We start from the raw sequence: 19648 nt of genomic DNA, 5'->3' as shown, positions 1-19648 counted from the left end.
GGTTACTCCGAAACGTCGTTGGAAAGATCCAGGGCGATGTTCGCCGTGAGGTCTTTCGGGCAGTTGTGGGGCTTGAGCTTGATGTACGCCTCGACGGCGGTTTTGCTCTTCCAGGTCAGCACGATGTCGCCGTCTTTCGGCGTCTCGATCTCCCCCGGAAACACCTGGCCGGCGAACTTGACCGACTTGGCCATCTGGCGCAGTGGCGCCATCAGCGCGTTGACGTTCACGGCCATGCTGTTGGGGGTGTTGTTCAAGCGACGATCAGCCACACGGCGGATCAGCAGCGGCCGCACCTGGCGCGCCGCCTTGTCCGTCAGGCGCAGATATTCGATTACCTGGTAGTCGCTGCCTGGGGTGTCCAGCATGTTGCCGTCGCCCCAATAAACACCCGGGTAGTCCGGGTAGGTCTGGGAAACAGAAAAGCGAGACTTGTCCAACTCGGCGCGGATCGCGGACGGCAGCGGCACGCCCTCTTTATCGACCGGCACACTGCCCAGACCGGTTACGGCTCCGGTGGCCACACGCATTGGGCTGTCGGCAATACTCACGGCAGCGTTGGCCAAGCGACCGGCCAACACGCCCAGGTCATTGCCGTGCAGCTGCGGCACCACCATCACCCGCGGCGCGGCCACGTTGTTGGTAATTGCCTTTTGCTCGGACACATATTCCGACCAGGACTGCAGCACTGTCGGGCTGGCAGTTGCGGCCATCACGAACAAGCGGCGGCCGTAGACGTTATTAACCAGCACAGCCGCGTCGTGCATGGCCGCCAGGTCGTCGCCCTTGGTCACAGGCTGGGTGATAACGACAGCCTCGACCGAAAAGCCCTGCTGCTGGCAAGTCTCCAAAGAGGCGCGCCAGTCGGTATCGGCCACGATCGGCGCCGCCAGACAGGCCCAGCGATCGCCGCCGTTCAATCGAGCGGCAGTGATCTGGGTTTTCAGGTCGCTGGCAGCAATACCCAGGGCGGCATCGAGGTCGCTTTCGGTATTGAGCGGCACCAGTTTGCCGATGTTTTTTGGAGCGGTTTTCGGACCAGGCCCGATAAACAGAAAATAGCGTTCGATCTCAGTCACGGCGCCTTGGCCCAGATTGAGATTGTTAACGCTGACTTTGCCAAGTGCCATGCTGTGCCTCGTTAGCGGGGTGAATTAAGGATTTGTTCAAACACCTGGTTAACCAGCTCGCGGGTTTCGCCGCTGGTTTCCACGCCGAGGAACTGGCGTTTTGGCAGGGTGATATCCCAGCTTTGCGCGCCCGTTTTCTCGGTTCGTTCGTCGTTCAAAATGCGGATCAAAAGGCCGGCCTTGGCGTAATTCACATGCTCCTGAATCCAAGCTACAGAGGGCCTGGCCAGCGCCCTTTTGCCTTTGTGCCGGACACGAAAGCCCAACCGACGCAGGCGCTTGGCCTGTTTGTCAGTGCATGCAATGCCTGGTGGGACTTTGTTCCAGCGGCGCATCTGCGCAGCGGTACGTCGCTCGCTGACGCCGTTGTGCTGCTGCGAGGCGACCCAGCGGGTCAGGGCGTTTCTCCAGCCCAGTTCGGCTTCGTCCGAACTGACGCGGGTGACCTGCAGCAGCTTGGCCAGGCCGGCTTCCATCTTCTTTTTGCCCTTGGCACTGCCCTTGCGCTCAGCGAACGGGGTGCCGTCAGTGTTCTTCTGCTCCCGAACGCGCTTACGGCTCATCGTCCTAACGCGTGTAGTCACTCTGTTCAGCAATCGCCGGCGGAGCTGCGGCGACGACTCAAGCAACGCCAACTGGGCGTCGACGTCCAGCAAGCCCCTGATATCGAGGTTGAGCGGGTTAGCGGCCATTGCTGCCCACCTCGCCATGCTCGGCAATCCACAGATCGAACGGGACGAAGGCCCAAGTTTTGCCGAATGCCTCGATCTCGCCGGCAGGGTCTTGGGCCAGGTACTGCGGCTCGACAAATTCCAGCGACAGTTCAACGTCGAAGCTGTCCTGGTCGAGCGGCTCGACGGTGAACATCGGCGCGGGCAGTTCGTGGCGGTCGCGGTCGGTGTCGTGGGTTTCCAGCCAACTGCCCACCAAGGCCATCAGCCTGGCGGGATGGCCGGTGAAACGCTCCAGGGAAAACGCGGCGCGATAGCGCATGTCAGCCATGTGCAGGCCGTCGCGGTCAGGCTTCCAGATCAGCTCAAGGCTGACCTGTTCGGTCCAGCTGTCGAACTGCTCAGGCGGCACCAGGTTGCGGGCCATCAGGTAGGCGGTCAGCGCCTGCAGCTGGATCATTGCAATGACGCCGTTATGCGGCCACGGCCCTGCAGGGCGCGCACGGCCTGCTGGCTGAAGGCCAAGAACGTTTCCGCCCGCTCCGGGGCTTCCTTGCCGGTGTTTTCGGCGCTTTCGCGACGGGTCACGGTGGCAAACTGGGGCAGCGAATTGCCCTTGGCTCGGCTGTAGACGGCGCGTTTATAGAGCGTGACTTTGTGGGCATAGGCCCATTCAGCCGGAGTCGCCACACCTGCAACTGCCTGCAGATTCGAAATACCAGCCGCCTGCAGCGCCGCCTTTACGCGGGCCAGGTCGGTATTTACCTCGAACATTGCGCTTTTCAGTGTGTCGGCCAGCAGCTCAACCAGGTACTCAGCCGGCAGGCGTTGTTCCTTCTGGAATTCGGACACAGAGAGGTCTGGCCAGAAGCCGTCGTTCTCGATCGTCAGTTCCACGAAGGTGGTGGTTTTCCCGGAAAAGCTCATTGCTGGCCGCTCAAATAGGGCGGGAAGCCTGTTTTCAGTGGGACGGTCCATAAATGGACGGCTCACTTCCACAGGTTCCCGCTGGGGGGGGGTAGTCGGTTATTCGGTAGCCGGGTTAACGGCCGCTTGTTTTGCCAGGATCTTGCGAACCTTTTTGATGCGAGTGTCGTTCCCGGCCGGCGCGTGCAGCTGAGTGGAGCGTTCCAGATGCTTGAGCGCGGTGTCCCACTGCTCGGCCTCCATGGCGCGCATGCCAATCAACTTGTGGTACTTGCTGGGGATCTGCTCTGTCAGGTTCCACTCGCCGTCAACGCGCGGCAGTAGGTCGGACAGATAAGGCTCCGGGCTGCGCTTGGCGTTGTATTCGGCATAGGCCCACTCGCACACGGCGTCAGCAACAAACGTCTGGATGTCCCGACGTTTGAAGCGCTCTGGCATTTCCTGGCCCTGCTCCATCAGGAAGTCGGCCAGCTCCAGGGCGTCTTCGAACTGGGCGATGTCGAACAGCCAGACCATCACCTGCACCGCAACGCGGTTGGGAAAGTTCAGCCCCGATTCGCAGTAGCGCTGGACGTATTCCTGGTACTTGGGCAGCAGCTCTTCCCGCTTGAGCGACTGTTTGCTGGCCAGGTTCTTGAGATCACTCAGGCGCGCCAAGTCCTGGTCCAATGCCGCTTCCTGCAACAGCAAGTGTTTGCGTGCGTTGGCGGGGCTGCTCAGGGCGTCAGCCGGGGTGTAGGCCAAGCCCGCAGTAGCGGCGAGCGCCGCTACTGCAGTGCTGCCCAAGGCCAGGGTGCGGCGCTTGTGCGCCAGGGCCAGGCTCACTTCACCAGCTCCACGTTTTCAGTGAAGGCGATCTTTTCCAGCTGCTCGATCACGTAGCCTTCGTTGCGGCTGTTGTAGTCCTCGACGCGGGAGCGTTTTGGGTTCTCGATCGTCTGCTTACGCCAGCTGGTGTCCTGGAAGTAAATCGAGAGGTTGTCCCAACTGGTGACCAGCACCGCGTTGACCGGGAAGTTCGGCACGCTGAACGCCGGCAAACCGCCATAGGTCGCAATGACCTGCGCGTCTTCGATGCGCTCTTTTTCGGTCGGCTTGTCGCCTTGCTTGGTGTAAAGCTTGGCCTTGTCAGCCGCCAACAGATCGGTGCCGATAATCGCTACCAGGTCGCCGTCTTCGCGCAGGATCTCGTCGACCATCTGCTTGGTGTCGTGCACCAGGGCATCAAGGTTGGCGTAGTCACCACCGGCGCCCAGCGTGACCTTGCCGGCGGCGGCTCCCTCTTTCAGCACCTGCTGCGGGGCCTGCTCGCGCAGTTGCTGCAGCCAGCCTTTGTTCACGTCCTGCAGCTTGGGAAATTTCTCCAGGTCGGTCTGCGTGGCGGCGTGGGTGCCATGGAAACCGATAACGATTCGGTCCTGCGCGATGCGCTTCTGCACTGCGGCGGAATAACGCTCTTTGAAGTCGGGAAACTTCGCCCAAGCATCGATCTTGGCGTATGGAAGGCCCACGTCCGACTGGGTATCAGCCAGTTCGTATTGGGTGTTGTCCAGCGCCGAAGCGTCCTTGGCTTCTCGATCGGTGGTCTTGGTGTTGGTGCGGCCAGTGACTGGGCCGTTCACACCGATGAAGACCTTTTCACCCTTGATCTCACTCACCGGAACGACGTTGATACGCTCCAGGAAATCAGCCTTGGCGGTGATCGCGTCGTTCAGCTCCTGGGCGATCGTGGGTTCCACACTGAACATGCGGCTCGATCGCTCGACGCCGTACGCTTCGGCCATCGCTTCCTGCAGCTCGGCATATTGTTTGGCGCCACGGGCGCTTAATGGCTGGGCCATATCAGAGCACCCGCTTTTTGGTGGTGGTCACCGGGCCGGCGTTGCGGGGCAACTGGCGACCGGTCGAGGTGTTCTGCAGTGCGGAGAACTGCTTTTGCAGCTTCTCCAACTGAACCAGAACGGCTTTGTTCGACCCACCGCTACGGCGGAACTCACGTTCCTCCTCGGCGGTTGTGACGATATCGTCCACGGCCGCGCTCACGTCGTCGATGGGTGCTTGGTCTGGCTCTGGCGCATCTGCGGCGGCGGGTTCAATCACAGCCTGAATGCCGGCAGCGACGACAAGCAGCTGCTCCAGCAGGGCTTTAAGGGCCGTTGCGGTAGCTTCATCCATTGGGGTTTTGCTCTCAGTTGGGGTGGTGGGTTCGACGGGCTCGGCATCCGTGGCAAAGCGCTTGAATAGGCCAGTGAGCAAACCGATCAGCTTGCCGACCTCGCTCTGCGGTTCGGCTTCAAAGGAGCCCAGTTCGACGGAGGCGGCATAGAAGGAGTTTTGGTGGGTCTGCTTGGAAAAATAGAGTTCCTGGGTGCCTAGGCTGGCGGGCTCATCGGTGACGCCAAGACCTGTCAGGTAGGCTTTTCCGCTGCCGGCGAAGTTCGGGGTGATCTCAATGCTGGAGAACAGCTTTTGGCCCTGATCATTCAGCTGCAGAAGGCGATCATTCGGCTTGAGTTGTGCCTCCAAGGCGATTTGCCCGGGCTCCAGGTCTTCGCCCTCCTCCACCAGACGCAACGCAAAAACGGTGCCGTGGGAACCGCTCCAGCGTTCGTGGTCGCACCAGATCACCGCCGTGTATCTGGACGGCTTGTAGGTTTCAGCGATATCGCGCAGTTCCTGGGGAAGGATCTCGCGACCATCGGCGGTGGTGCCGCTGGTGGCGACACGTTTCCAGTACGAAACAAGGGAACGGGGCATGGGCGTTAACTGCGCTCAATCGGTTGAATGAGCCGCCACGATAGGGAGCCGCCAAGCCTCAAACAAACGGTTCAAATGCGCGTTTCTCCTATATCCGCGATATAGGTGAATCACGGAATTTAACCCCGCGTTTCCAGCGTTTTCGCCGCATAGACTGCGGCCCATGTACTACTCGACCGAAGTTAAAGAAGCCGCCAAACGCCTGTTTCTGCGCCGCTGTAAGGCCAAGGAAATTCAGGCGCAGCTCAACCTGCCCAACATCCGCATCGTCTACTACTGGATACGCCAGGGCGGTTGGGAAGACATGCTGTCGGATGAAGAACCGCTGACGGCCGTGGGCCGGCGAATCACCCTCCTCCTGGACAAAGCCGGCAGCCTGACCAAGGACGAACTCAACGAGCTGGACCGGCTGACCACCGTGCGCGAGCGTCTGTTAAAGCAAGCGGCCAAACCGTTGCCAGCACCGATCGGGGAAACTTCCGGTGAGCCACAGGAAGGCCGCCAGCGGCCGCGTGGCGAACGCTCGGCGCGTGGGGATAGCAGCGGTAAAAAACGCGAGAAGAAAGCCAAGAACGACATTAGCGGGCTGACCGAAGTCGACTTCCTGGATAAGTTCATCAGCAAAATGTACCGCTATCAGCAGGAGCTGTTCGCAGCCAAGCAAAACCCGCTGACGTGCCGAGTCCGCAACATCCTGAAAAGCCGCCAGGTGGGCCTGACGTACTACTTCGCCGGCGAAGCGTTCATGGACGCCGTGCTGACCGGCGACAACCAGGTGTTCCTGTCGGCCAGCCGCTCGCAGTCGGAAATTTTCCGCAGTTACATCATCCAGTTTGCAAAGCAGTGGTTCGACATCGAGCTGACCGGCAACCCGATCACGCTCAGCAACGGCGCCGAGCTGCGTTTCTTGTCGACCAATAGCAGCACCGCCCAGGGCTACCATGGCCACGTCTACGTCGATGAGTATTTTTGGATACGTGACTTCGACAAACTCAGCACCGTGGCCAGTGCCATGGGCACCCACAAGAAGTGGCGCAAAACCTACTTTTCGACGCCCAGCGCAGTCTCGCACCAAGCGTACCCGTTCTGGTCGGGCGAGGAATTCCGCAACAGCAAGCGCGGCAAGAAGGCCGGCGGCACCTGGCCCACCGAGGCGTCATACACCCAGGGCGCATTGTGCCCGGACGGCCAATGGCGCAAAACCATCACCCTGGACGACGCCATAGCCGGCGGCTGCGATCTGTTCGACCTCGAGCAACTGCAGCTGGAGTACGACGAAGACAAATTCCAGCAGCTGTTCTACTGCAAGTTCATCGACAGCAGCCAGAGCGCCTTCGGCCTCAAAGACCTGGAGCGGTGTTACTCCGACCTGTCGTTGTGGGAGGACTACAACCCTGAACTGGATCGACCTTTCGGCAACAGCCCGGTGTGGCTTGGCTACGATCCGAGCCGCACCCGCGACGACGCCACGTGCGTGGTGGTCGCTCCGCCACTGGAACCCGGAGCGAAATTCCGCATCCTGGAAAAACACAGTTGGCGTGGGCAGTCGTTCAAGTACCAGGCCGACCAGGTCAAGAAACTTACCGAGCGTTTCAACGTGCAGCACATCGGCATCGATACAACCGGTATCGGCTACGGTGTGTTTGACCTGGTGCGCGACTTCTACCCGCGTGCGACAGCGATCCATTACAGCCTCGAGACCAAAAACACACTGGTACTCAAAGCCCAGGACACGATCCAGGGGAGCCGCATCGAATGGGACGCCGGTTGGACCGACATCGCACAGGCGTTCCTGACCATCAAGCGCGGCACCACCACCAGCGGCCAGGTCACCTACAGCGCTTCGCGCACTGACGCCACCGGCCACGCCGACATCGCCTGGTCGATCATGCACGCCCTGTTCAATGAACCCCTCAACACCAACAAGCGGCGCCGTAGCCGCTACGTCACGAGCGGAAATAATGCCCAAGCCACGACACAAAAAGCCCCAAGCCAGCCGACAGGTGCAACAGCCACAGCCCATGCGGGCGTTCACCTTCGGGGAGCCCGAACAGGTGCTGTCCGGCAACATCGGCGAATACCTGGGAGTGTTCCTCAGCGACGACGGCGAGATCTACAAGCCGCCGGTGTCCCGGGCGGGCCTGGCCAAGTTGCTACGCGCCAACGCGCACCACGGCGCCATTCCCAAATTCAAGCGCAACTTGCTGTTGCGTGAATTCATCCCCTCAGAGGGCTGCAGCACGCAGACCATGGGCCGGGCCAGCCTGGACTACATGGTGTTTGGCGAAGCGTATTTCTATCGCGATACCAACGCCTTTGGCGAGGTGCTGGAGATGCAACACCTGCCGGCCATCAACATGCGGGTGAAGGTCGACGGCGGATTCAGGATGCTGCAGCCAGACAGCAAATATATGGACTTCGACCAGGACGAAATCGAACACGTCCTGGATTACGACGTGGAACAGAACATCTACGGCGTGCCCGACTACCTGGGCGGTCTGCAGGCGCTGTTACTCAACGAAGCCGCGACCCTTTTCCGCCGGCGCTATTACAGCAACGGCGCACACGCGGGATACATCTTTTACACCAACGATCCGGACTTGACCGAGGAAGACGAAGAAAACCTGCGCGCCCAGATCAGCGCTAGTAAGGGCGTGGGCAACTTTCGTTCGATGTTCGTCAACATCCCTAACGGCAAGGAAAACGCAATTCAGATCATTCCCGTGGGGGACTTCCAGGCCAAGGACGAACTGGAGAAGGTGAAGAACATCACCCGTAACGATGTGATCGCCGCCTGGCGGATGAACCCTGCCCTGGCCGGGATCATCCCGGAAAACAACGGGGGGTTTGGCGATATCGAAAAGATCGATCGCGTCTACACCAGCAACGAGATTAGGCCGATCTGTCAGCTGTTCAGCCAGCTGAATGAGGTACTTCGACGGGACAGGCGTATCAACTGGAAAAAGATCGATGGCACAGGGGAAATCTCTATCTGACGCTTAACAACTAGAGAAATATACTGCACCACGTGCGAAAATAGTGGCAATAAGCTGCACCCTGGGGAGGGGATATGAGAGTTACTTGCAAATGCGGACACAAAGGGCGAATTGCGTCACGTGAGGTTCTGTCAGACGACTTTGCGAAACTTTACTGCCAGTGCCTCGATGCAAAGTGTGGGCACACCTGGGTCGCTAATCTCACTTTTTCTCATACGTTAAGCCCGTCCGCTCAGACGTTCGACAGGCTGCTGATGGATCGCCTTAGAGATATGCCCAGAGCCCAACAGCGGGAGCTGTTTGAAAAGCTTGGATCGCAGGCCGTCGCATGAAGCGCGCCACCGACAATCGAGTGCCGACGGCGCTGGATTCAGCCTTCGTCGGAATGATCCGGGTTGCTTATCAGCGCTTCGGTCAGTCTTCTCAACTTCTCTTTGTCGCGAGGGCTCAACTGACGATACAACCCAATCAGACGTCGCTCAATGTGCGAAAGCTCATACCGCGCAGATGCCGCAATTTCAACGTAAACAACATCCGCGTTTGTGCGATCCAACATGCTTACCACTCCATAAAATCCATTGCTGTAGCAATGATATGGGGGCAAGCCGCTGGTAAGACGGGACCAGAGGGGTCAGCTCATTCCTTTGGCAGCATCGTCAGCCAAGGCCTGAATAAACCGCCGAATCGCTCTTTGATCATCTGCAGGGATACTGCGGTATTGCTGAACAATTCTCTCCTCAATATCATCCAGCGAATCAAGGGCCAGGGTGCTACGCCGTCCGGTGAGGATGTAGGGCACATCGAATTCGAACTGGACCGCCACCTTACTCAGGTAGGACGCCGTAGCATCGCTAGATCCCGCCTCGTAGTTCGCCTGTGTGCGCTTCGCAATCCCAAGTGCTTCCGCGACCTGGTTCTGTGTCATGCCGCTTCGCTTCCGTTCTTCTTGCAGCCGAGAACCGATATCTTCAGAAAGATGCACTTTTTTTCATCCTTACTATTTACAAGTGCACCTAAGTGCATCATTGTGCATCTCACACCACATGAAATTGCACGGATCTGCACTATGCCGAACACCAGCGTTAACGAGCAAGCCCGTCGTAAAGCACGAGAAGCATTAGAAAAACGGGGCCAGTCAGCTAAGGACTTCGCGGCCCAACATCAACTCAACCCCAGCACCGTCTATGCGGTACTGAGCGGGCAAAGCCAATGTCGTCGCGGGGAGGCTCATCGCGCAGCCGTATTACTCGGGATCAAAGACGGCGTGATCGAACAGTAATGGCCAGATCTCTGAAGGAACAACAGAAGATGAAAAGTCAGGTTCTGAAAACACGGCGTGAGGTCGTCAGTGCGATCATTTGCACCTTAGAAGGTGGCCGCGAAAGCGCCGCTGCGCGCATCGGCCTACCACTCAAGAAGTTCGATAACCACGCTTACGAGAACAACAACTGCCGCCCGTTGACGGACCTACAGATCTTTCAACTGGAACAGGTCACAGGCACTCAGCACCTGGCTAACTACGTTGCGGCAATGTACGGCGGCATGTTCGTGCCGGTCATCCACCCCGAAAACCTCGACAACGTTGAGATGTACGCACGGGCAGTGCAGACCTCAGCCAAACAGGGCACGGTCGACCAGGTTATCGCTCAGGCGATCGAGGACGGCGTAATCACCGAAGACGAGGCCGAGCTGATCCTAAACGCGCACGTCTTGCACATAGCCGCGCGCACTGCCGAAATTTATGCCGCCATCGACCTCTACCGCGCTAAGTCAGGGAAAGGCAAATGAACATTCAGACAAATGCTTTGGACTACCAACAGTGCGTGCAGAACGCTGCACTGGCATTCCTTAGACGCCACCAAGCCGAATACTTAGGCGACTTGTCGGCACTGCGCAAACGGGCGGTTACGCATCTGGTGGAGAACCTAGACGTGGCTGAACTGGTCGCAACCAAACTGACCGACCTTGCCCACATCGAGTTGTTGGACCTGGCACACCGCCAACGCACCGCAAACTCGTAACACCCAACCCAACCAATCGCCGGCCCCACATCCGTGGGTTTGGGTGAGCTGCGCCCGAAATTGAGGTTTAACGATGGCAAACGCCGTAATTGTCACCACACAACTGCCCCCAGCCGAAGCCGAAGCGTTGCTGGCCAACCTGCGGGAACAGTATCGCTTGAGCCTCAATGAACACTGGTATGCCGACCAATTCCGCCTTGTTGCGGCCGGTCTGCGCCACGGCGCCATTCTGGCCCACATCCCGGTCATGGCTGCGCAAAAACGCCTCATGGCGGCCCTGTCCCACAGCCTCAAAGCAGTGAAGTAACCCCAATGAAAGAAGACCTTCGTCACGACGTGCTGCAACGCCTTCAGGCCGACTTCGGGCTCAAGCACCGCACGGGCACCGACTACATGCGCGGCGGCACATGTCCGAAGTGCAAAAAGAAAGAACTGTATTCCCGCTTTGATACGCCATGGATAGTGATTTGTGGTCGCCCCGAAAAGTGTGGCCACATCCTGCACGTAAAAGAGCTGTATGACGATCTGTTCGAAGACTGGAGCAAGCGAGCGCCGGCGACAGACCAGCACCCTAACGCAACAGCACGCGCCTACCTTGAGTTTGCCAGGGGCTTTCGGTTTGAGCTGATCCAGGGCTGGTTCACCCAGGAAACGTTCTACTCCGCTGAACACAACGCCGGCAGCGCAACGGTACGCTTCGCCCTGGAAAAAGGCGGTTGGTGGGAACGCCTGATCGATCAGCCGCACCGCTTCGGCAAGATGAAAGCCCGCTTCAAATCCAAGGACAGCTATCGCGGCGTTTGGTGGTGCCCGCCCTGCGTCGACCTTCTTGAAGCCAAGGAAATCTGGATTGTCGAAGGGATCTTCGATGCCATCGCTTTGGTGCACAACGACATAGCGGCTGTCTCGGCCATGTCCTCTAATGCGTTCCCAGGGGATTCGCTTAAAGCGTTGGTCAAAATCCGCGATGGCGGGAAGTTGCCCAAGCTGGTTTGGGCACTTGATAACGAACCCAGCGCCAACGCATACACCCGGCGCTGGGTACGCGAAGCCCGCGCTCTGGGCTTTGTTTGTGAGTCTGCGCAGATCCCGCAACGTGACGGCCGCAAGTCAGATTGGAACGACCTTCATCAACGTTGGGGCTTCATCCAGGACGACACCAAGCGCGCCGAACAGATCGCTGCAGACCTCAAGCAAGCCCGTCACCAGGGTGCCCTGCTGCTGGCCGAGAGCGCAGCGGAAAAGGCCTTGCTGATGTACGACTGGAACAAGCGCGGGGAATTTCACCTGGGCTTCGGTAGCCGCCTGTACTGGTTCAAGTTGGACATGGAGAAATTCAACCGGGCCATGTCCGACATCGAGGACAGCGAGAACCACGACGACCAACTGCTCAACCAGGCGCAACAACGCGAAAAAGCCTTGCAGCAGTCCGGTAGTGTTGTGGAGATTGCCAACTGCTACCCACAAGCCCTGTACTTCCAGCGTAACGAGGTAACGGACGAATCCTGGTACTACCTGCGCGTGGACTTCCCACACGACTCCGAAAGCGTGAAAAACACCTTCACCAGCGGCCAGCTGTCGGCCGCAAGCGAATTCAAAAAGCGGCTGCTCGGCATGGCGGCGGGCGCAATGTTTACCGGCAGTGGACAGCAGCTCGACAAGCTTATGAAGGACCAACTGTTCGGCATCAAAACTGTGTCGACCATCGACTACGTGGGCTACAGCAAGGAATACGCCTGCTACGTCTACGGTGACATCGCGATTAAGGACGGCACCACCTACAAGGTCAACAGCGAAGACTATTTCGAGTTCGGCAAACTGCGCCTAAAAACCCTGCAGAAAGGCGTTCCCATCAAGCTGCAGCGCGAAGCAAAGAGCTTTGATGAAAAGTGGGTGCAGCTGCTGTGGACCTGCTTCGGTGCACAGGGCTTTGTCGCCCTGGTGTTCTTCTTCGGCTCGCTGTTCTGCGAACAGATCCGCGCCCGCTACCAGTCCTTCCCGTTCCTGGAGGCCACCGGTGAGGCTGGCGCCGGTAAAACTACCCTGCTGAATCTGCTCTGGAAGTTACTCGGCCGCGAAGGCTATGAGGGCTTCGACCCTATGAAATCGACCAAGGCCGGACGCTCTCGTCTGATGGGCCAAGTGTCCGGCATGCCGGTTGTTTTCCTTGAAGCCGATCGTCACAGCGATGATCGGGCACACGCTAAAACCTTCGAATGGGATGAGCTAAAAGACTTCTACGGCGGCGGCACCTTGGCCACCAAAGGCGTCAAGACAGCGGGCAACGAAACGTATGAACCTCCATTCCGGGGAACGATCGCAATCAGCCAAAACGCGGCCGTGGTCGCCCACGAAGCGATCATGACGCGCATCGTAAAACTGCACTTTGTACGCCCCATCGTTACACCGGAAAGCCGCGCTGCAGCTGATCAGTTAAACGCTTTGGACGGCGGCACCCTCAGCCACTTTCTATTACGGGCTGTAGGCAAAGAGTCCGCGGTGCTTGAGCTGTTCGCCCAACGTATGCCCGAACACGAAGCGAAGCTGCGTCGCCTGCATACCCAATGTTTTGCCTGCGGCACCGCCTATACCAGCGATCAGGGTAACTGCAGCAGTTGCGGTTATGACTTGCGCGGGTACATCCGTGTCGAGCGAATCAGCAAGAACCACGCGCAGCTGCTCTCGCTGATGGATTGCCTGCGCCTGGTGCTGAAACTGAGTGACGCCCAGGTCGCTGCCACCCAGCGCCAGATCGTGCGGATGGCCATTGAGCGCCAGGCTTCGATCAGTTCCGACCATTCGGCCGTGGCCGAGTTTTGGGAGGTCTACGACTACCTCGAATCCTTGAGCGAAGACCCGGTGGTCGACCACAGCAGCGACCCCACAGTGATCGCTATCAATCTCAACGAATTCTGTGAGCGCGCCGCCGAACACAAACAGAAGTTGGCCGACGTGGCCACGTTGCGCGATCTGCTCAAGGAATCCCGTTCCCGCAAATTTCTGGACAGCAACAAAGCGGTGCACAGCGCTGTTCGTGCTGCCTTCAACACCCGCAACCCGTGTTCACAACCCCGGCCAACAACAGTCAAGTGCTGGACATTCAAAGCGTAAAGGAGAGCAAGACCGATGCAAATCCAAGTATTTATGGGCAGTGCCGGCGACGGCAAAACCAGCAAGCTCCAATCAGTTCAGGACCGACTGGAATTCACGGGAGAAAGTGCGCCGATCATCCAGGCCCAGGCTTATGGGGAGGATGGCTTGCTGGAGATTTTGGAAGTGCGCGCAGCCGGTGGCCAACGCGAAATCCTTGTGGACGACTGCAGCCGGCAACAGATCTTGAGGGTGCTGGAATGGCAATCATGCAGTGAGCATGAACCAAAGTTTGATGGCCTGGTGATCCACCTGGCCCGCAAGGACTGACCTTTAAAAAACAGTGCCGAGGAGTTGCAGCTCCTCGACACCCGACCGCAACAGAGGGCTATACCATGCAAGCACAGAACCTAAGCAGCAGCGCCGCGAAGGCTACCACACCGGCGCGGCACCTGGTGGCCACCGCGATTATCGGCGCGGCCATCATTGGCTACCTGGTGCACAAAACCCCTGCATCACGCATCCGCCTCGAGAGCCTCAGCCAGATGGCCAGCACTCTGGGCGACCTGAGCGAAACAGATGCGACTGTCGTTGCGAAGCTGCTCGCCAACAGCTCATCCCGGGGGGCGGCGCGCCATGCCTAAGCAATCCCCTGCAACTCGCGCACGACGCTTTCCCTGGAACATCGACTACACCAGCGTTTGCGACGTATGCGGTCGGTGGCGCGCCCAGGGCAACCACGAGCAATGCAGCCGGCAACGCCAGCGGCTGAATGCCCATCTGCGCAACCACAAGCCCAAGCCATAAGCCGCGTCCACCAGAAGATGCGCTTCCAGATACTTGGCCCGGGAACGGGCCTTTTTGTTTCCGATCGTCAGACTGTCGCTATACGAGTGCAGCGTTAGGGGTTTACATGAGTGGGGTCGAAGCTCGCGGTAATTCCGTGAGAATCTATTTTCAATACGAAGGCAGTAAATGCCGCGAATCGCTACCAGGAGGAAACACGCCGGCGAACGTCGCCCAGGCTAAACGCCTACTTGCCATCATCGAATACGAAATCCTAGCCGGCACTTTTGACTACGCGCGCCACTTCCCCAATTCAGCCAGGCTGGTGGAAAACACCTTCGGGCATTACCTGGACCTATGGTTGCGGATCAAAGCCAACAACGTAGCCGCATCCAGTTACCGGGGTTACGCCAACAAGGCCGAAGTGCATGTGCGGCCGCGCTGGGGCAAAGTGCAGATAAATGCGATCGATCACCTGGACCTGCAAGAGTGGATCCAGGGCACGCTGTCCCAAACCCTCAAAAATAAGACCATCCGCGACATCATCAGCAACGTGCGTCAGGTGTTCCGACTGTACCGCACGAGGATGAAAGTCGCGCACGATCCCACCGAAGGTTTAATGGTGCGCCTGCCCGATCCCGAGGCACCGGACCCATTTACCCGGGCGGAAATCAAACAGATCCTGGAAACACCGACCACCCGCACGCTTGAGTTGCTGATGGTGCAGTTCATGATTTGGGCCGGGCCCCGGGTATCCGAGACTATCGCCCTGGCGTGGGAAGACGTCGACCTGGAACACGGCACGGTGACCTTCCGTCGATCGAAGGTGCGCGGCGCTTATCGCGTCACGAAAACTCGGCGCTCGATGCGCAAGGTTCGTTTACTGGCGCCGGCCTGGGATGCGCTGCGCAAAGTCGAGGCACTGACACGCAAAAGAAAAGCCGAAACCGTTGAAATCGTCGAGCGGGACAATAAAACCGCACGCCGGCACACGTTGCATTTTGTGTTCTTAAACACCAAAAGCGGTTTGCCACACGCCAACGATTTTGTCGTGCGTGATCGTTTTTTCAAAGCTCATTTGCTCGCCGCCGGGGTCCGCTATCGCGGTCCAGGGCAGTGCCGGCACACTTACGCCAGCCAGCTGCTGACGACGGGCATTGCCTCAATTGACTGGATCGCCGAACAGATGGGGCACACCAACGGCAACATGATTCGCCAGCACTATGGAACATGGATCAACGAGGATGGGCCGGACGTGGTTGGCATGCTACAGCTGGCACTAAAGCTCTCGCCGGTCACAGTTCTACACTGAACGCCGTAATGCCCAACGACTCGGCGAAACGACCCACCGCAGTAAGGCTGGCCCAGGTGCGCAAGGGCTCCCGCCGGGAGCGCACCGGCACCAGGCGCGCGGTGGGGCCGCCGAGACGGATAGAGAGCGTCCACTTAGCATCGTCGCCGGCCACGCGGCCTACTACCGCTTCACGGATCGCGTGCTGACTGACCAGGGCTTTTAGCGTGTCCGACTGGATGGCCTCCCCGATCATGGCCTCAGCTCCCGGTGCCGCGCGGCGGCCGCGTCTTCAACGGCGATATACAGCGCCTCGATGGTGGCCGGGGTCAGCGCGCGCGCTGTCTCTACCCCTTCGACAAAACCTTGGGCGCGCGCCTGGGCCAGCTCCAGGGCGTGTAGATCCTCAGCATGGCCCAGGCGCGAGAAATGGTTTTGCATTTTGGTGCGCAGTCCCGGCGGCAGGCTGATGGCGTCCAGCTGTTGACTGACGCTCATGCCGGCACCGCCGACAGATTGGCCAGGATTTTAGCTAGGTCACGTAACGGGTAATGCTCCTCGCTAGTGTCGCAGCCCGGGCAGTGGTGAAGCGGTTCATTGGCGTTACTCGGCTTTTGAGCGGCCAAACAGAAGCGGCAACGCACAGCCTCATGACTCATGAGCCAGTGGTCATTCCACAGGCCCAGGGCAAAGTCGCCGACAGCGCTAGACGCAGGAAGCTGTGAGGCTAGGAAATGATCAAGGATCACAGTTTAACCTTCGGCAGGTGCCCCAGTGCGCCGCGCAGTTCATACCATGGGTATTGGAATGTGGGCACGATTAAGGTGCAGCTTTGCTTGTGTACAAAGGCCTGGGCTGCATACAGCGCATCTTGTCCGGCATAACAGTCTACGCAGTAAAGTGACTGCCCCATCATGACCCAGCGACTGCGCCAGGCTTCCAGGACCACGTTAATAGGGCCACGTACAGCTATGGGCGCTTCGTCGTATGGTTCGCTCATGACTGTGCGCCGCGGGTGAGTGTGTGCATGGTGATCGCTTTTGTCAGAGTGAGTGAGAGTCAGTGCGTAAAACCAGTCTAGGGGGGGCTGGTGTACCAGTCTAGGGGGTGCTGGTTTCCGAGTGCACAAAAAAAGGCCCCCACACCTGGCGTAAGTGTGGGGGCCTTTTTGACATAAGCGGCGTTATTTGAACTTCGATGACCACCTGCCTGGGGCGCTCGCCTGCAGCCGCGAAAAAATAGGTTGCGCTAGCAGTGTTGTGAGCTGGTTCATTTAGGATTAGCCAGAATATTTTCTTTGGTGTCTTGGTCGATGATATTGCGAAGCGCCTCAAACAGAGGGGCGGCATCTGTGTATTTTTTGCCATAGGCAAGATTAAATTCGTAATCGAAGTCCGGTGGATTCTTGCCCTGGTTGTGCTGAAGCATTGTTTCCAACTTATCTAGCGCCTTAACGGCTACCGCCTCAGGTGATAGAGCATTTTCGTAGTCATCCCAAAGTGCCAATATCTCCGCTTTCAACGATTCATCCAAAGCGCTGGTCAACTGAAGGAGATCGGTTCTCTCTTGCTCGCTCTTGTTGGGAAACGAATCTTTATTGACGGCGGAAATGTCGCCGTTGATAGCCTCTCCCAAGTCATGGATGACACACATCTTGAGCATTTTCAGCCTATCGAGGCTGGTCAGATAGTCCCCAAAGACAATCGCCATGAGGCAAAGACGCCAGCTATGCTCTGCCGTGCTTTCAGCGCGCCCGGAAGAGGTGTGCGCGCTTCTAAGTACATCTTTAAGCTTTTCCGCCTCGCGTAAGAACTCGAGACGCCCTTTGATTTTTTCGATGTCCATAAACCCCTCTGGCTCAGTCGGTGAACAGCATGCTAATCACCATATTTAAGCCAGACTAGAACTCAAAATGGTCGGCGTCCACGCATAAAATATGCGCGCCGACGCAGGTGTGGGCGTCAGAGCGTCTCTACCAAACGTGCTGCAGTTCCGTCCGAGAGGGGTATACGTGTCCAGCGACACATACTTTCCCTGATCGGAATAAGGGAAGAGTCATTGTTACCAGTTCCAAACTCCAGCGCGGGCGGCGCGAACGCTTCCCGCCATCCCGATTTATTCAGCGCGTATTCCTTGCCAATGATCTCTGGCGTCGCGAATCTCCATAGCGAATGACCAAGCAAGTCGCTAATCGGGCTGGCGAACTGCGCGGCACGCGCGGGAGAGCACGCCAGCAAACGATGCGTTAGGTCACATATGAGATGAACGGGCCGCGAGCTTTCCTTAACCAGACGAGCCAAGGCTTGATCAGCGGCTGCATCGAGGCGAGCAGCCAGCAATTGCTCAAGCTTTTCGTGCGCGATGGGATCGATTGCCAGTACACCACTTTCCCAGCGAGAAATGGTTGACTGGGTGACTTTAAACAACTCCGCGGCATGGGATTGTTTAACTCTATGCAACAGACGCCATCGCCTGAGAGCAACGCCAGGCAAGGCTGGCTTTAGCAACATATCAGGCATGTCAGATTCCGAGAGGATGGCGGGTGGGCCAGGCTGAACAACGCAAGGAAACCCCTTCAACTCGCGGGCCTCTTTTCTGCACCAGGATAGTGCGCCAGTCCCATGGTGGTCCCATGGGGCCATTTTTTAGATGTTAAAAACCACAAACCCCCGATTTTCTCTAGGAAAATCAGGGGCTTGCGTTTTCAGAATGTGGCGGTGAAGGAGAGATTCGAACTCTCGATACAATTTCTTGTATACACACTTTCCAGGCGTGCTCCTTAAGCCACTCGGACACTTCACCGTATCTCGTCAAACCAGTTCAGTCTGTCGAGGCGCGCTAATGTAGTCGAAAGCCTTTCTGATGGCAAAGGTTTTTTTCAGAATTTTCATGCGCTTAGACAGTTATGCCGTTACCCACCCAGCGAGGGACGGTGAATCTGCCATTCTCGGGCATCGGCGGTACGCGTTTGGTGGGGCTGCTGCGCCCTGCTCCGGGCCGTCTACCCTTGGGGATGCAGGAAAAGTCTGACTGTGTAGTCAGTCACGGCGCTTTACCGGGGCGGGTGTGGTGGGTAACGTCTGCGCATGCGCTTCTATAAGCAGCCTATCTATAACAAATCCTACAAGGAACCGCGTCATGAGTGAGTTGATTGCCTACCACCTCGAAGACGGTATCGCGACCCTGACCTTGAGCAACGGCAAGGTGAATGCCATTTCTCCGGCCGTCGTCAGTGAGTTTAATGCGGCACTGGATCAGGCCGAGAAGGATCGCGCGGTGGTGATCATCACCGGCACGCCGGGGATTCTGTCGGGTGGTTATGATTTGAAGGTGATGACAGCCGGGCCTAAAGAGGCCATCAGCCTGGTGACGTCGGGCTCGACGTTGGCGCGTCGCCTGCTGTCGCACCCGTTTCCGGTGATTGTGGCGTGCCCTGGGCACGCGGTGGCCAAAGGTGCATTCCTGCTGTTGTCGGCCGATTACCGCATTGGTGTGGAAGGCCCGTTCAGCATTGGCCTGAATGAAGTGGCGATCGGCATGACCATGCATCACGCCGGTATCGAGTTGGCGCGGGATCGTCTGCGCAAGTCGGCGTTTCACCGTTCGGTCATCAATGCCGAAATGTTTGACCCGCAAGGTGCCTTGGCAGCCGGCTTCCTGGATAAAGTGGTTGCGCCAGAAGAGTTGCACGCGGCGGCCCTGGAAGCGGCGCGCCAGTTGAAGAAGATCAACATGAACGCTCATAAGCACACCAAGTTGAAGGTGCGTAAGGCACTGCTGGAAGCCTTGGATGACGCAATCATCCAGGATCAGGGGCATAACCTGATCTGATGCCTTACCCATGTTGTGCCAAAGCCCGACCTTGAGTCGGGCTTTTTCTTACAAAAAATGGGGATACGTCTTAAACCGCTCTAGCTGGGCGCTGCCGGCACACATTGAAACATGTGCTTAAACATCGCCTATCTCCCACGTCTGTAGG

Annotated in this window: 27 protein-coding genes and 1 tRNA gene; 13 read left to right on the top strand and 15 right to left on the bottom strand. The window is 58.2% G+C overall.

The features are described 5' to 3' along the window. Window positions 1–2: 2 nt before the first annotated feature. From ACM530_RS17955 to ACM530_RS17925, 7 genes are all read right to left on the bottom strand, one after another. On the bottom strand, window positions 3–1130 hold the full coding sequence (locus tag ACM530_RS17955; protein ID WP_416362800.1) for a DUF2586 domain-containing protein: 1128 nt from the start codon (window positions 1128–1130) through the stop codon (window positions 3–5). Between the two features lie 11 nt (window positions 1131–1141). Further along, window positions 1142–1822: a virion morphogenesis protein gene (locus ACM530_RS17950; protein ID WP_416362799.1), complete on the bottom strand. Its 681-nt coding sequence runs from the start codon at window positions 1820–1822 to the stop codon at window positions 1142–1144. Next, window positions 1812–2261: a phage tail protein gene (locus ACM530_RS17945; RefSeq protein WP_262208467.1), complete on the bottom strand. Its 450-nt coding sequence runs from the start codon at window positions 2259–2261 to the stop codon at window positions 1812–1814. Before ACM530_RS17945 ends, ACM530_RS17950 begins: the two co-directional genes overlap by 11 nt. Next, entirely contained in the window at window positions 2258–2728 is a 471-nt protein-coding gene (locus ACM530_RS17940; RefSeq protein ID WP_262208575.1) for a head completion/stabilization protein, read from the bottom strand. The genes ACM530_RS17945 and ACM530_RS17940 overlap by 4 nt, the downstream gene beginning before the upstream one ends. A 99-nt stretch (window positions 2729–2827) precedes the next feature. After that, on the bottom strand, window positions 2828–3553 hold the full coding sequence (gene gpM / locus ACM530_RS17935; RefSeq protein WP_416362798.1) for a phage terminase small subunit: 726 nt from the start codon (window positions 3551–3553) through the stop codon (window positions 2828–2830). Beyond that, on the bottom strand, window positions 3550–4569 hold the full coding sequence (locus ACM530_RS17930) for a phage major capsid protein, P2 family (protein ID WP_416362797.1): 1020 nt from the start codon (window positions 4567–4569) through the stop codon (window positions 3550–3552). Before ACM530_RS17930 ends, gpM begins: the two co-directional genes overlap by 4 nt. Before the next feature lies 1 nt (window position 4570). Beyond that, on the bottom strand, window positions 4571–5485 hold the full coding sequence (locus ACM530_RS17925) for a GPO family capsid scaffolding protein (RefSeq protein WP_416362796.1): 915 nt from the start codon (window positions 5483–5485) through the stop codon (window positions 4571–4573). 163 nt (window positions 5486–5648) lie between these two features. On the opposite strand from ACM530_RS17925, the gene ACM530_RS17920 reads away from it, so the two are divergent. From ACM530_RS17920 to ACM530_RS17910, 3 genes are all read left to right on the top strand, one after another. Further along, window positions 5649–7700 (top strand): terminase large subunit domain-containing protein, encoded by a 2052-nt coding sequence (locus ACM530_RS17920; protein WP_416362795.1) that lies wholly within the window; start codon window positions 5649–5651, stop codon window positions 7698–7700. Then, window positions 7612–8481 carry a phage portal protein gene (locus ACM530_RS17915; RefSeq protein WP_416365103.1) on the top strand — a complete coding sequence of 290 codons (870 nt, stop codon included), beginning with the start codon at window positions 7612–7614 and terminating at the stop codon, window positions 8479–8481. Before ACM530_RS17920 ends, ACM530_RS17915 begins: the two co-directional genes overlap by 89 nt. A 74-nt stretch (window positions 8482–8555) precedes the next feature. Continuing rightward, window positions 8556–8813 (top strand): ogr/Delta-like zinc finger family protein, encoded by a 258-nt coding sequence (locus tag ACM530_RS17910; protein WP_169985585.1) that lies wholly within the window; start codon window positions 8556–8558, stop codon window positions 8811–8813. A gap of 38 nt (window positions 8814–8851) precedes the next feature. On the opposite strand, the gene ACM530_RS17905 is transcribed toward ACM530_RS17910, so the two are convergent. Together ACM530_RS17905 and ACM530_RS17900 are read right to left on the bottom strand one after the other, a co-directional pair. Further along, on the bottom strand, window positions 8852–9037 hold the full coding sequence (locus ACM530_RS17905; RefSeq protein ID WP_262208474.1) for a hypothetical protein: 186 nt from the start codon (window positions 9035–9037) through the stop codon (window positions 8852–8854). A gap of 75 nt (window positions 9038–9112) precedes the next feature. Then, the gene (locus tag ACM530_RS17900) at window positions 9113–9406 is read right to left on the bottom strand and encodes a helix-turn-helix domain-containing protein (RefSeq protein WP_416365102.1); all 294 of its coding nucleotides are present in this window, start codon (window positions 9404–9406) and stop codon (window positions 9113–9115) included. A 141-nt stretch (window positions 9407–9547) separates the two neighbouring features. Between ACM530_RS17900 and ACM530_RS17895 the strand changes: the two genes are divergently transcribed. The 9 genes from ACM530_RS17895 to ACM530_RS17855 all read left to right on the top strand — a co-directional run bounded on the left by ACM530_RS17895 (window position 9548) and on the right by ACM530_RS17855 (window position 15690). After that, complete coding sequence (locus ACM530_RS17895) at window positions 9548–9760, top strand: DNA-binding protein (RefSeq protein ID WP_416362794.1); 213 nt, start codon at window positions 9548–9550, stop codon at window positions 9758–9760. 29 nt (window positions 9761–9789) lie between these two features. Continuing rightward, window positions 9790–10269 carry a YmfL family putative regulatory protein gene (locus ACM530_RS17890; RefSeq protein ID WP_416362793.1) on the top strand — a complete coding sequence of 160 codons (480 nt, stop codon included), beginning with the start codon at window positions 9790–9792 and terminating at the stop codon, window positions 10267–10269. Continuing rightward, entirely contained in the window at window positions 10266–10502 is a 237-nt protein-coding gene (locus ACM530_RS17885) for a hypothetical protein (RefSeq protein WP_416362792.1), read from the top strand. Before ACM530_RS17890 ends, ACM530_RS17885 begins: the two co-directional genes overlap by 4 nt. Before the next feature lie 73 nt (window positions 10503–10575). Beyond that, the gene (locus tag ACM530_RS17880) at window positions 10576–10809 is read left to right on the top strand and encodes a hypothetical protein (RefSeq protein ID WP_122456916.1); all 234 of its coding nucleotides are present in this window, start codon (window positions 10576–10578) and stop codon (window positions 10807–10809) included. Window positions 10810–10814: 5 nt separating this feature from the next. Continuing rightward, window positions 10815–13613 (top strand): toprim domain-containing protein, encoded by a 2799-nt coding sequence (locus ACM530_RS17875; protein WP_416362791.1) that lies wholly within the window; start codon window positions 10815–10817, stop codon window positions 13611–13613. A gap of 15 nt (window positions 13614–13628) precedes the next feature. After that, complete coding sequence (locus ACM530_RS17870; RefSeq protein WP_106576218.1) at window positions 13629–13922, top strand: hypothetical protein; 294 nt, start codon at window positions 13629–13631, stop codon at window positions 13920–13922. A 65-nt stretch (window positions 13923–13987) separates the two neighbouring features. Further along, complete coding sequence (locus ACM530_RS17865; RefSeq protein WP_416362790.1) at window positions 13988–14236, top strand: hypothetical protein; 249 nt, start codon at window positions 13988–13990, stop codon at window positions 14234–14236. Continuing rightward, on the top strand, window positions 14229–14399 hold the full coding sequence (locus tag ACM530_RS17860) for a hypothetical protein (protein WP_262208484.1): 171 nt from the start codon (window positions 14229–14231) through the stop codon (window positions 14397–14399). Before ACM530_RS17865 ends, ACM530_RS17860 begins: the two co-directional genes overlap by 8 nt. Window positions 14400–14505: 106 nt before the next feature. After that, a complete protein-coding gene (locus tag ACM530_RS17855) occupies window positions 14506–15690 on the top strand; it encodes an Arm DNA-binding domain-containing protein (protein ID WP_416362789.1) in 1185 nt (394 codons plus the stop codon). Here the strand turns inward: ACM530_RS17855 and ACM530_RS17850 are convergent. The 6 genes from ACM530_RS17850 to ACM530_RS17825 all read right to left on the bottom strand — a co-directional run bounded on the left by ACM530_RS17850 (window position 15674) and on the right by ACM530_RS17825 (window position 18471). After that, window positions 15674–15925 carry a hypothetical protein gene (locus ACM530_RS17850; RefSeq protein WP_262208487.1) on the bottom strand — a complete coding sequence of 84 codons (252 nt, stop codon included), beginning with the start codon at window positions 15923–15925 and terminating at the stop codon, window positions 15674–15676. The genes ACM530_RS17855 and ACM530_RS17850 overlap by 17 nt on opposite strands. Further along, the gene (locus ACM530_RS17845; RefSeq protein WP_416362788.1) at window positions 15922–16167 is read right to left on the bottom strand and encodes a hypothetical protein; all 246 of its coding nucleotides are present in this window, start codon (window positions 16165–16167) and stop codon (window positions 15922–15924) included. The genes ACM530_RS17850 and ACM530_RS17845 overlap by 4 nt, the downstream gene beginning before the upstream one ends. Before the next feature lie 247 nt (window positions 16168–16414). Next, the gene (locus ACM530_RS17840) at window positions 16415–16669 is read right to left on the bottom strand and encodes a hypothetical protein (RefSeq protein ID WP_416362787.1); all 255 of its coding nucleotides are present in this window, start codon (window positions 16667–16669) and stop codon (window positions 16415–16417) included. A gap of 269 nt (window positions 16670–16938) precedes the next feature. Continuing rightward, complete coding sequence (locus ACM530_RS17835; RefSeq protein ID WP_106576208.1) at window positions 16939–17514, bottom strand: HD domain-containing protein; 576 nt, start codon at window positions 17512–17514, stop codon at window positions 16939–16941. A 116-nt stretch (window positions 17515–17630) separates the two neighbouring features. Then, window positions 17631–18188 carry a helix-turn-helix domain-containing protein gene (locus ACM530_RS17830; RefSeq protein WP_106576207.1) on the bottom strand — a complete coding sequence of 186 codons (558 nt, stop codon included), beginning with the start codon at window positions 18186–18188 and terminating at the stop codon, window positions 17631–17633. A gap of 193 nt (window positions 18189–18381) precedes the next feature. Next, a tRNA-Ser gene (locus tag ACM530_RS17825) sits at window positions 18382–18471 on the bottom strand. Between the two features lie 336 nt (window positions 18472–18807). On the opposite strand from ACM530_RS17825, the gene ACM530_RS17820 reads away from it, so the two are divergent. Then, the gene (locus ACM530_RS17820) at window positions 18808–19500 is read left to right on the top strand and encodes a crotonase/enoyl-CoA hydratase family protein (RefSeq protein WP_145159212.1); all 693 of its coding nucleotides are present in this window, start codon (window positions 18808–18810) and stop codon (window positions 19498–19500) included. The last annotated feature ends 148 nt before the right edge of the window (window positions 19501–19648 follow it).

It is taken from the genome of Pseudomonas sp. NFX183 (assembly GCF_047943075.1).
Classification (GTDB): domain Bacteria; phylum Pseudomonadota; class Gammaproteobacteria; order Pseudomonadales; family Pseudomonadaceae; genus Aquipseudomonas.
Note: the sequence above shows the minus strand (reverse complement) of the source record. Positions and strands in the feature narration are given on the sequence as shown.

Excerpts from the sequence above, each read along its gene's own strand:
- ACM530_RS17955 (WP_416362800.1), bottom strand. The coding sequence starts at position 1,130 with ATGGCACTTGGCAAAGTCAGCGTTAACAATCTCAATCTGGGCCAAGGC.
- ACM530_RS17950 (WP_416362799.1), bottom strand. The coding sequence starts at position 1,822 with ATGGCCGCTAACCCGCTCAACCTCGATATCAGGGGCTTGCTGGACGTC.
- ACM530_RS17945 (WP_262208467.1), bottom strand. The coding sequence starts at position 2,261 with ATGATCCAGCTGCAGGCGCTGACCGCCTACCTGATGGCCCGCAACCTG.
- ACM530_RS17940 (WP_262208575.1), bottom strand. The coding sequence starts at position 2,728 with ATGAGCTTTTCCGGGAAAACCACCACCTTCGTGGAACTGACGATCGAG.
- ACM530_RS17930 (WP_416362797.1), bottom strand. The coding sequence starts at position 4,569 with ATGGCCCAGCCATTAAGCGCCCGTGGCGCCAAACAATATGCCGAGCTG.
- ACM530_RS17925 (WP_416362796.1), bottom strand. The coding sequence starts at position 5,485 with ATGCCCCGTTCCCTTGTTTCGTACTGGAAACGTGTCGCCACCAGCGGC.
- ACM530_RS17920 (WP_416362795.1), top strand. The coding sequence starts at position 5,649 with ATGTACTACTCGACCGAAGTTAAAGAAGCCGCCAAACGCCTGTTTCTG.
- ACM530_RS17910 (WP_169985585.1), top strand. The coding sequence starts at position 8,556 with ATGAGAGTTACTTGCAAATGCGGACACAAAGGGCGAATTGCGTCACGT.
- ACM530_RS17905 (WP_262208474.1), bottom strand. The coding sequence starts at position 9,037 with ATGTTGGATCGCACAAACGCGGATGTTGTTTACGTTGAAATTGCGGCA.
- ACM530_RS17900 (WP_416365102.1), bottom strand. The coding sequence starts at position 9,406 with ATGACACAGAACCAGGTCGCGGAAGCACTTGGGATTGCGAAGCGCACA.
- ACM530_RS17895 (WP_416362794.1), top strand. The coding sequence starts at position 9,548 with ATGCCGAACACCAGCGTTAACGAGCAAGCCCGTCGTAAAGCACGAGAA.
- ACM530_RS17890 (WP_416362793.1), top strand. The coding sequence starts at position 9,790 with ATGAAAAGTCAGGTTCTGAAAACACGGCGTGAGGTCGTCAGTGCGATC.
- ACM530_RS17885 (WP_416362792.1), top strand. The coding sequence starts at position 10,266 with ATGAACATTCAGACAAATGCTTTGGACTACCAACAGTGCGTGCAGAAC.
- ACM530_RS17880 (WP_122456916.1), top strand. The coding sequence starts at position 10,576 with ATGGCAAACGCCGTAATTGTCACCACACAACTGCCCCCAGCCGAAGCC.
- ACM530_RS17875 (WP_416362791.1), top strand. The coding sequence starts at position 10,815 with ATGAAAGAAGACCTTCGTCACGACGTGCTGCAACGCCTTCAGGCCGAC.
- ACM530_RS17870 (WP_106576218.1), top strand. The coding sequence starts at position 13,629 with ATGCAAATCCAAGTATTTATGGGCAGTGCCGGCGACGGCAAAACCAGC.
- ACM530_RS17865 (WP_416362790.1), top strand. The coding sequence starts at position 13,988 with ATGCAAGCACAGAACCTAAGCAGCAGCGCCGCGAAGGCTACCACACCG.
- ACM530_RS17860 (WP_262208484.1), top strand. The coding sequence starts at position 14,229 with ATGCCTAAGCAATCCCCTGCAACTCGCGCACGACGCTTTCCCTGGAAC.
- ACM530_RS17855 (WP_416362789.1), top strand. The coding sequence starts at position 14,506 with ATGAGTGGGGTCGAAGCTCGCGGTAATTCCGTGAGAATCTATTTTCAA.
- ACM530_RS17850 (WP_262208487.1), bottom strand. The coding sequence starts at position 15,925 with ATGATCGGGGAGGCCATCCAGTCGGACACGCTAAAAGCCCTGGTCAGT.
- ACM530_RS17845 (WP_416362788.1), bottom strand. The coding sequence starts at position 16,167 with ATGAGCGTCAGTCAACAGCTGGACGCCATCAGCCTGCCGCCGGGACTG.
- ACM530_RS17840 (WP_416362787.1), bottom strand. The coding sequence starts at position 16,669 with ATGAGCGAACCATACGACGAAGCGCCCATAGCTGTACGTGGCCCTATT.
- ACM530_RS17835 (WP_106576208.1), bottom strand. The coding sequence starts at position 17,514 with ATGGACATCGAAAAAATCAAAGGGCGTCTCGAGTTCTTACGCGAGGCG.
- ACM530_RS17830 (WP_106576207.1), bottom strand. The coding sequence starts at position 18,188 with ATGCCTGATATGTTGCTAAAGCCAGCCTTGCCTGGCGTTGCTCTCAGG.
- ACM530_RS17820 (WP_145159212.1), top strand. The coding sequence starts at position 18,808 with ATGAGTGAGTTGATTGCCTACCACCTCGAAGACGGTATCGCGACCCTG.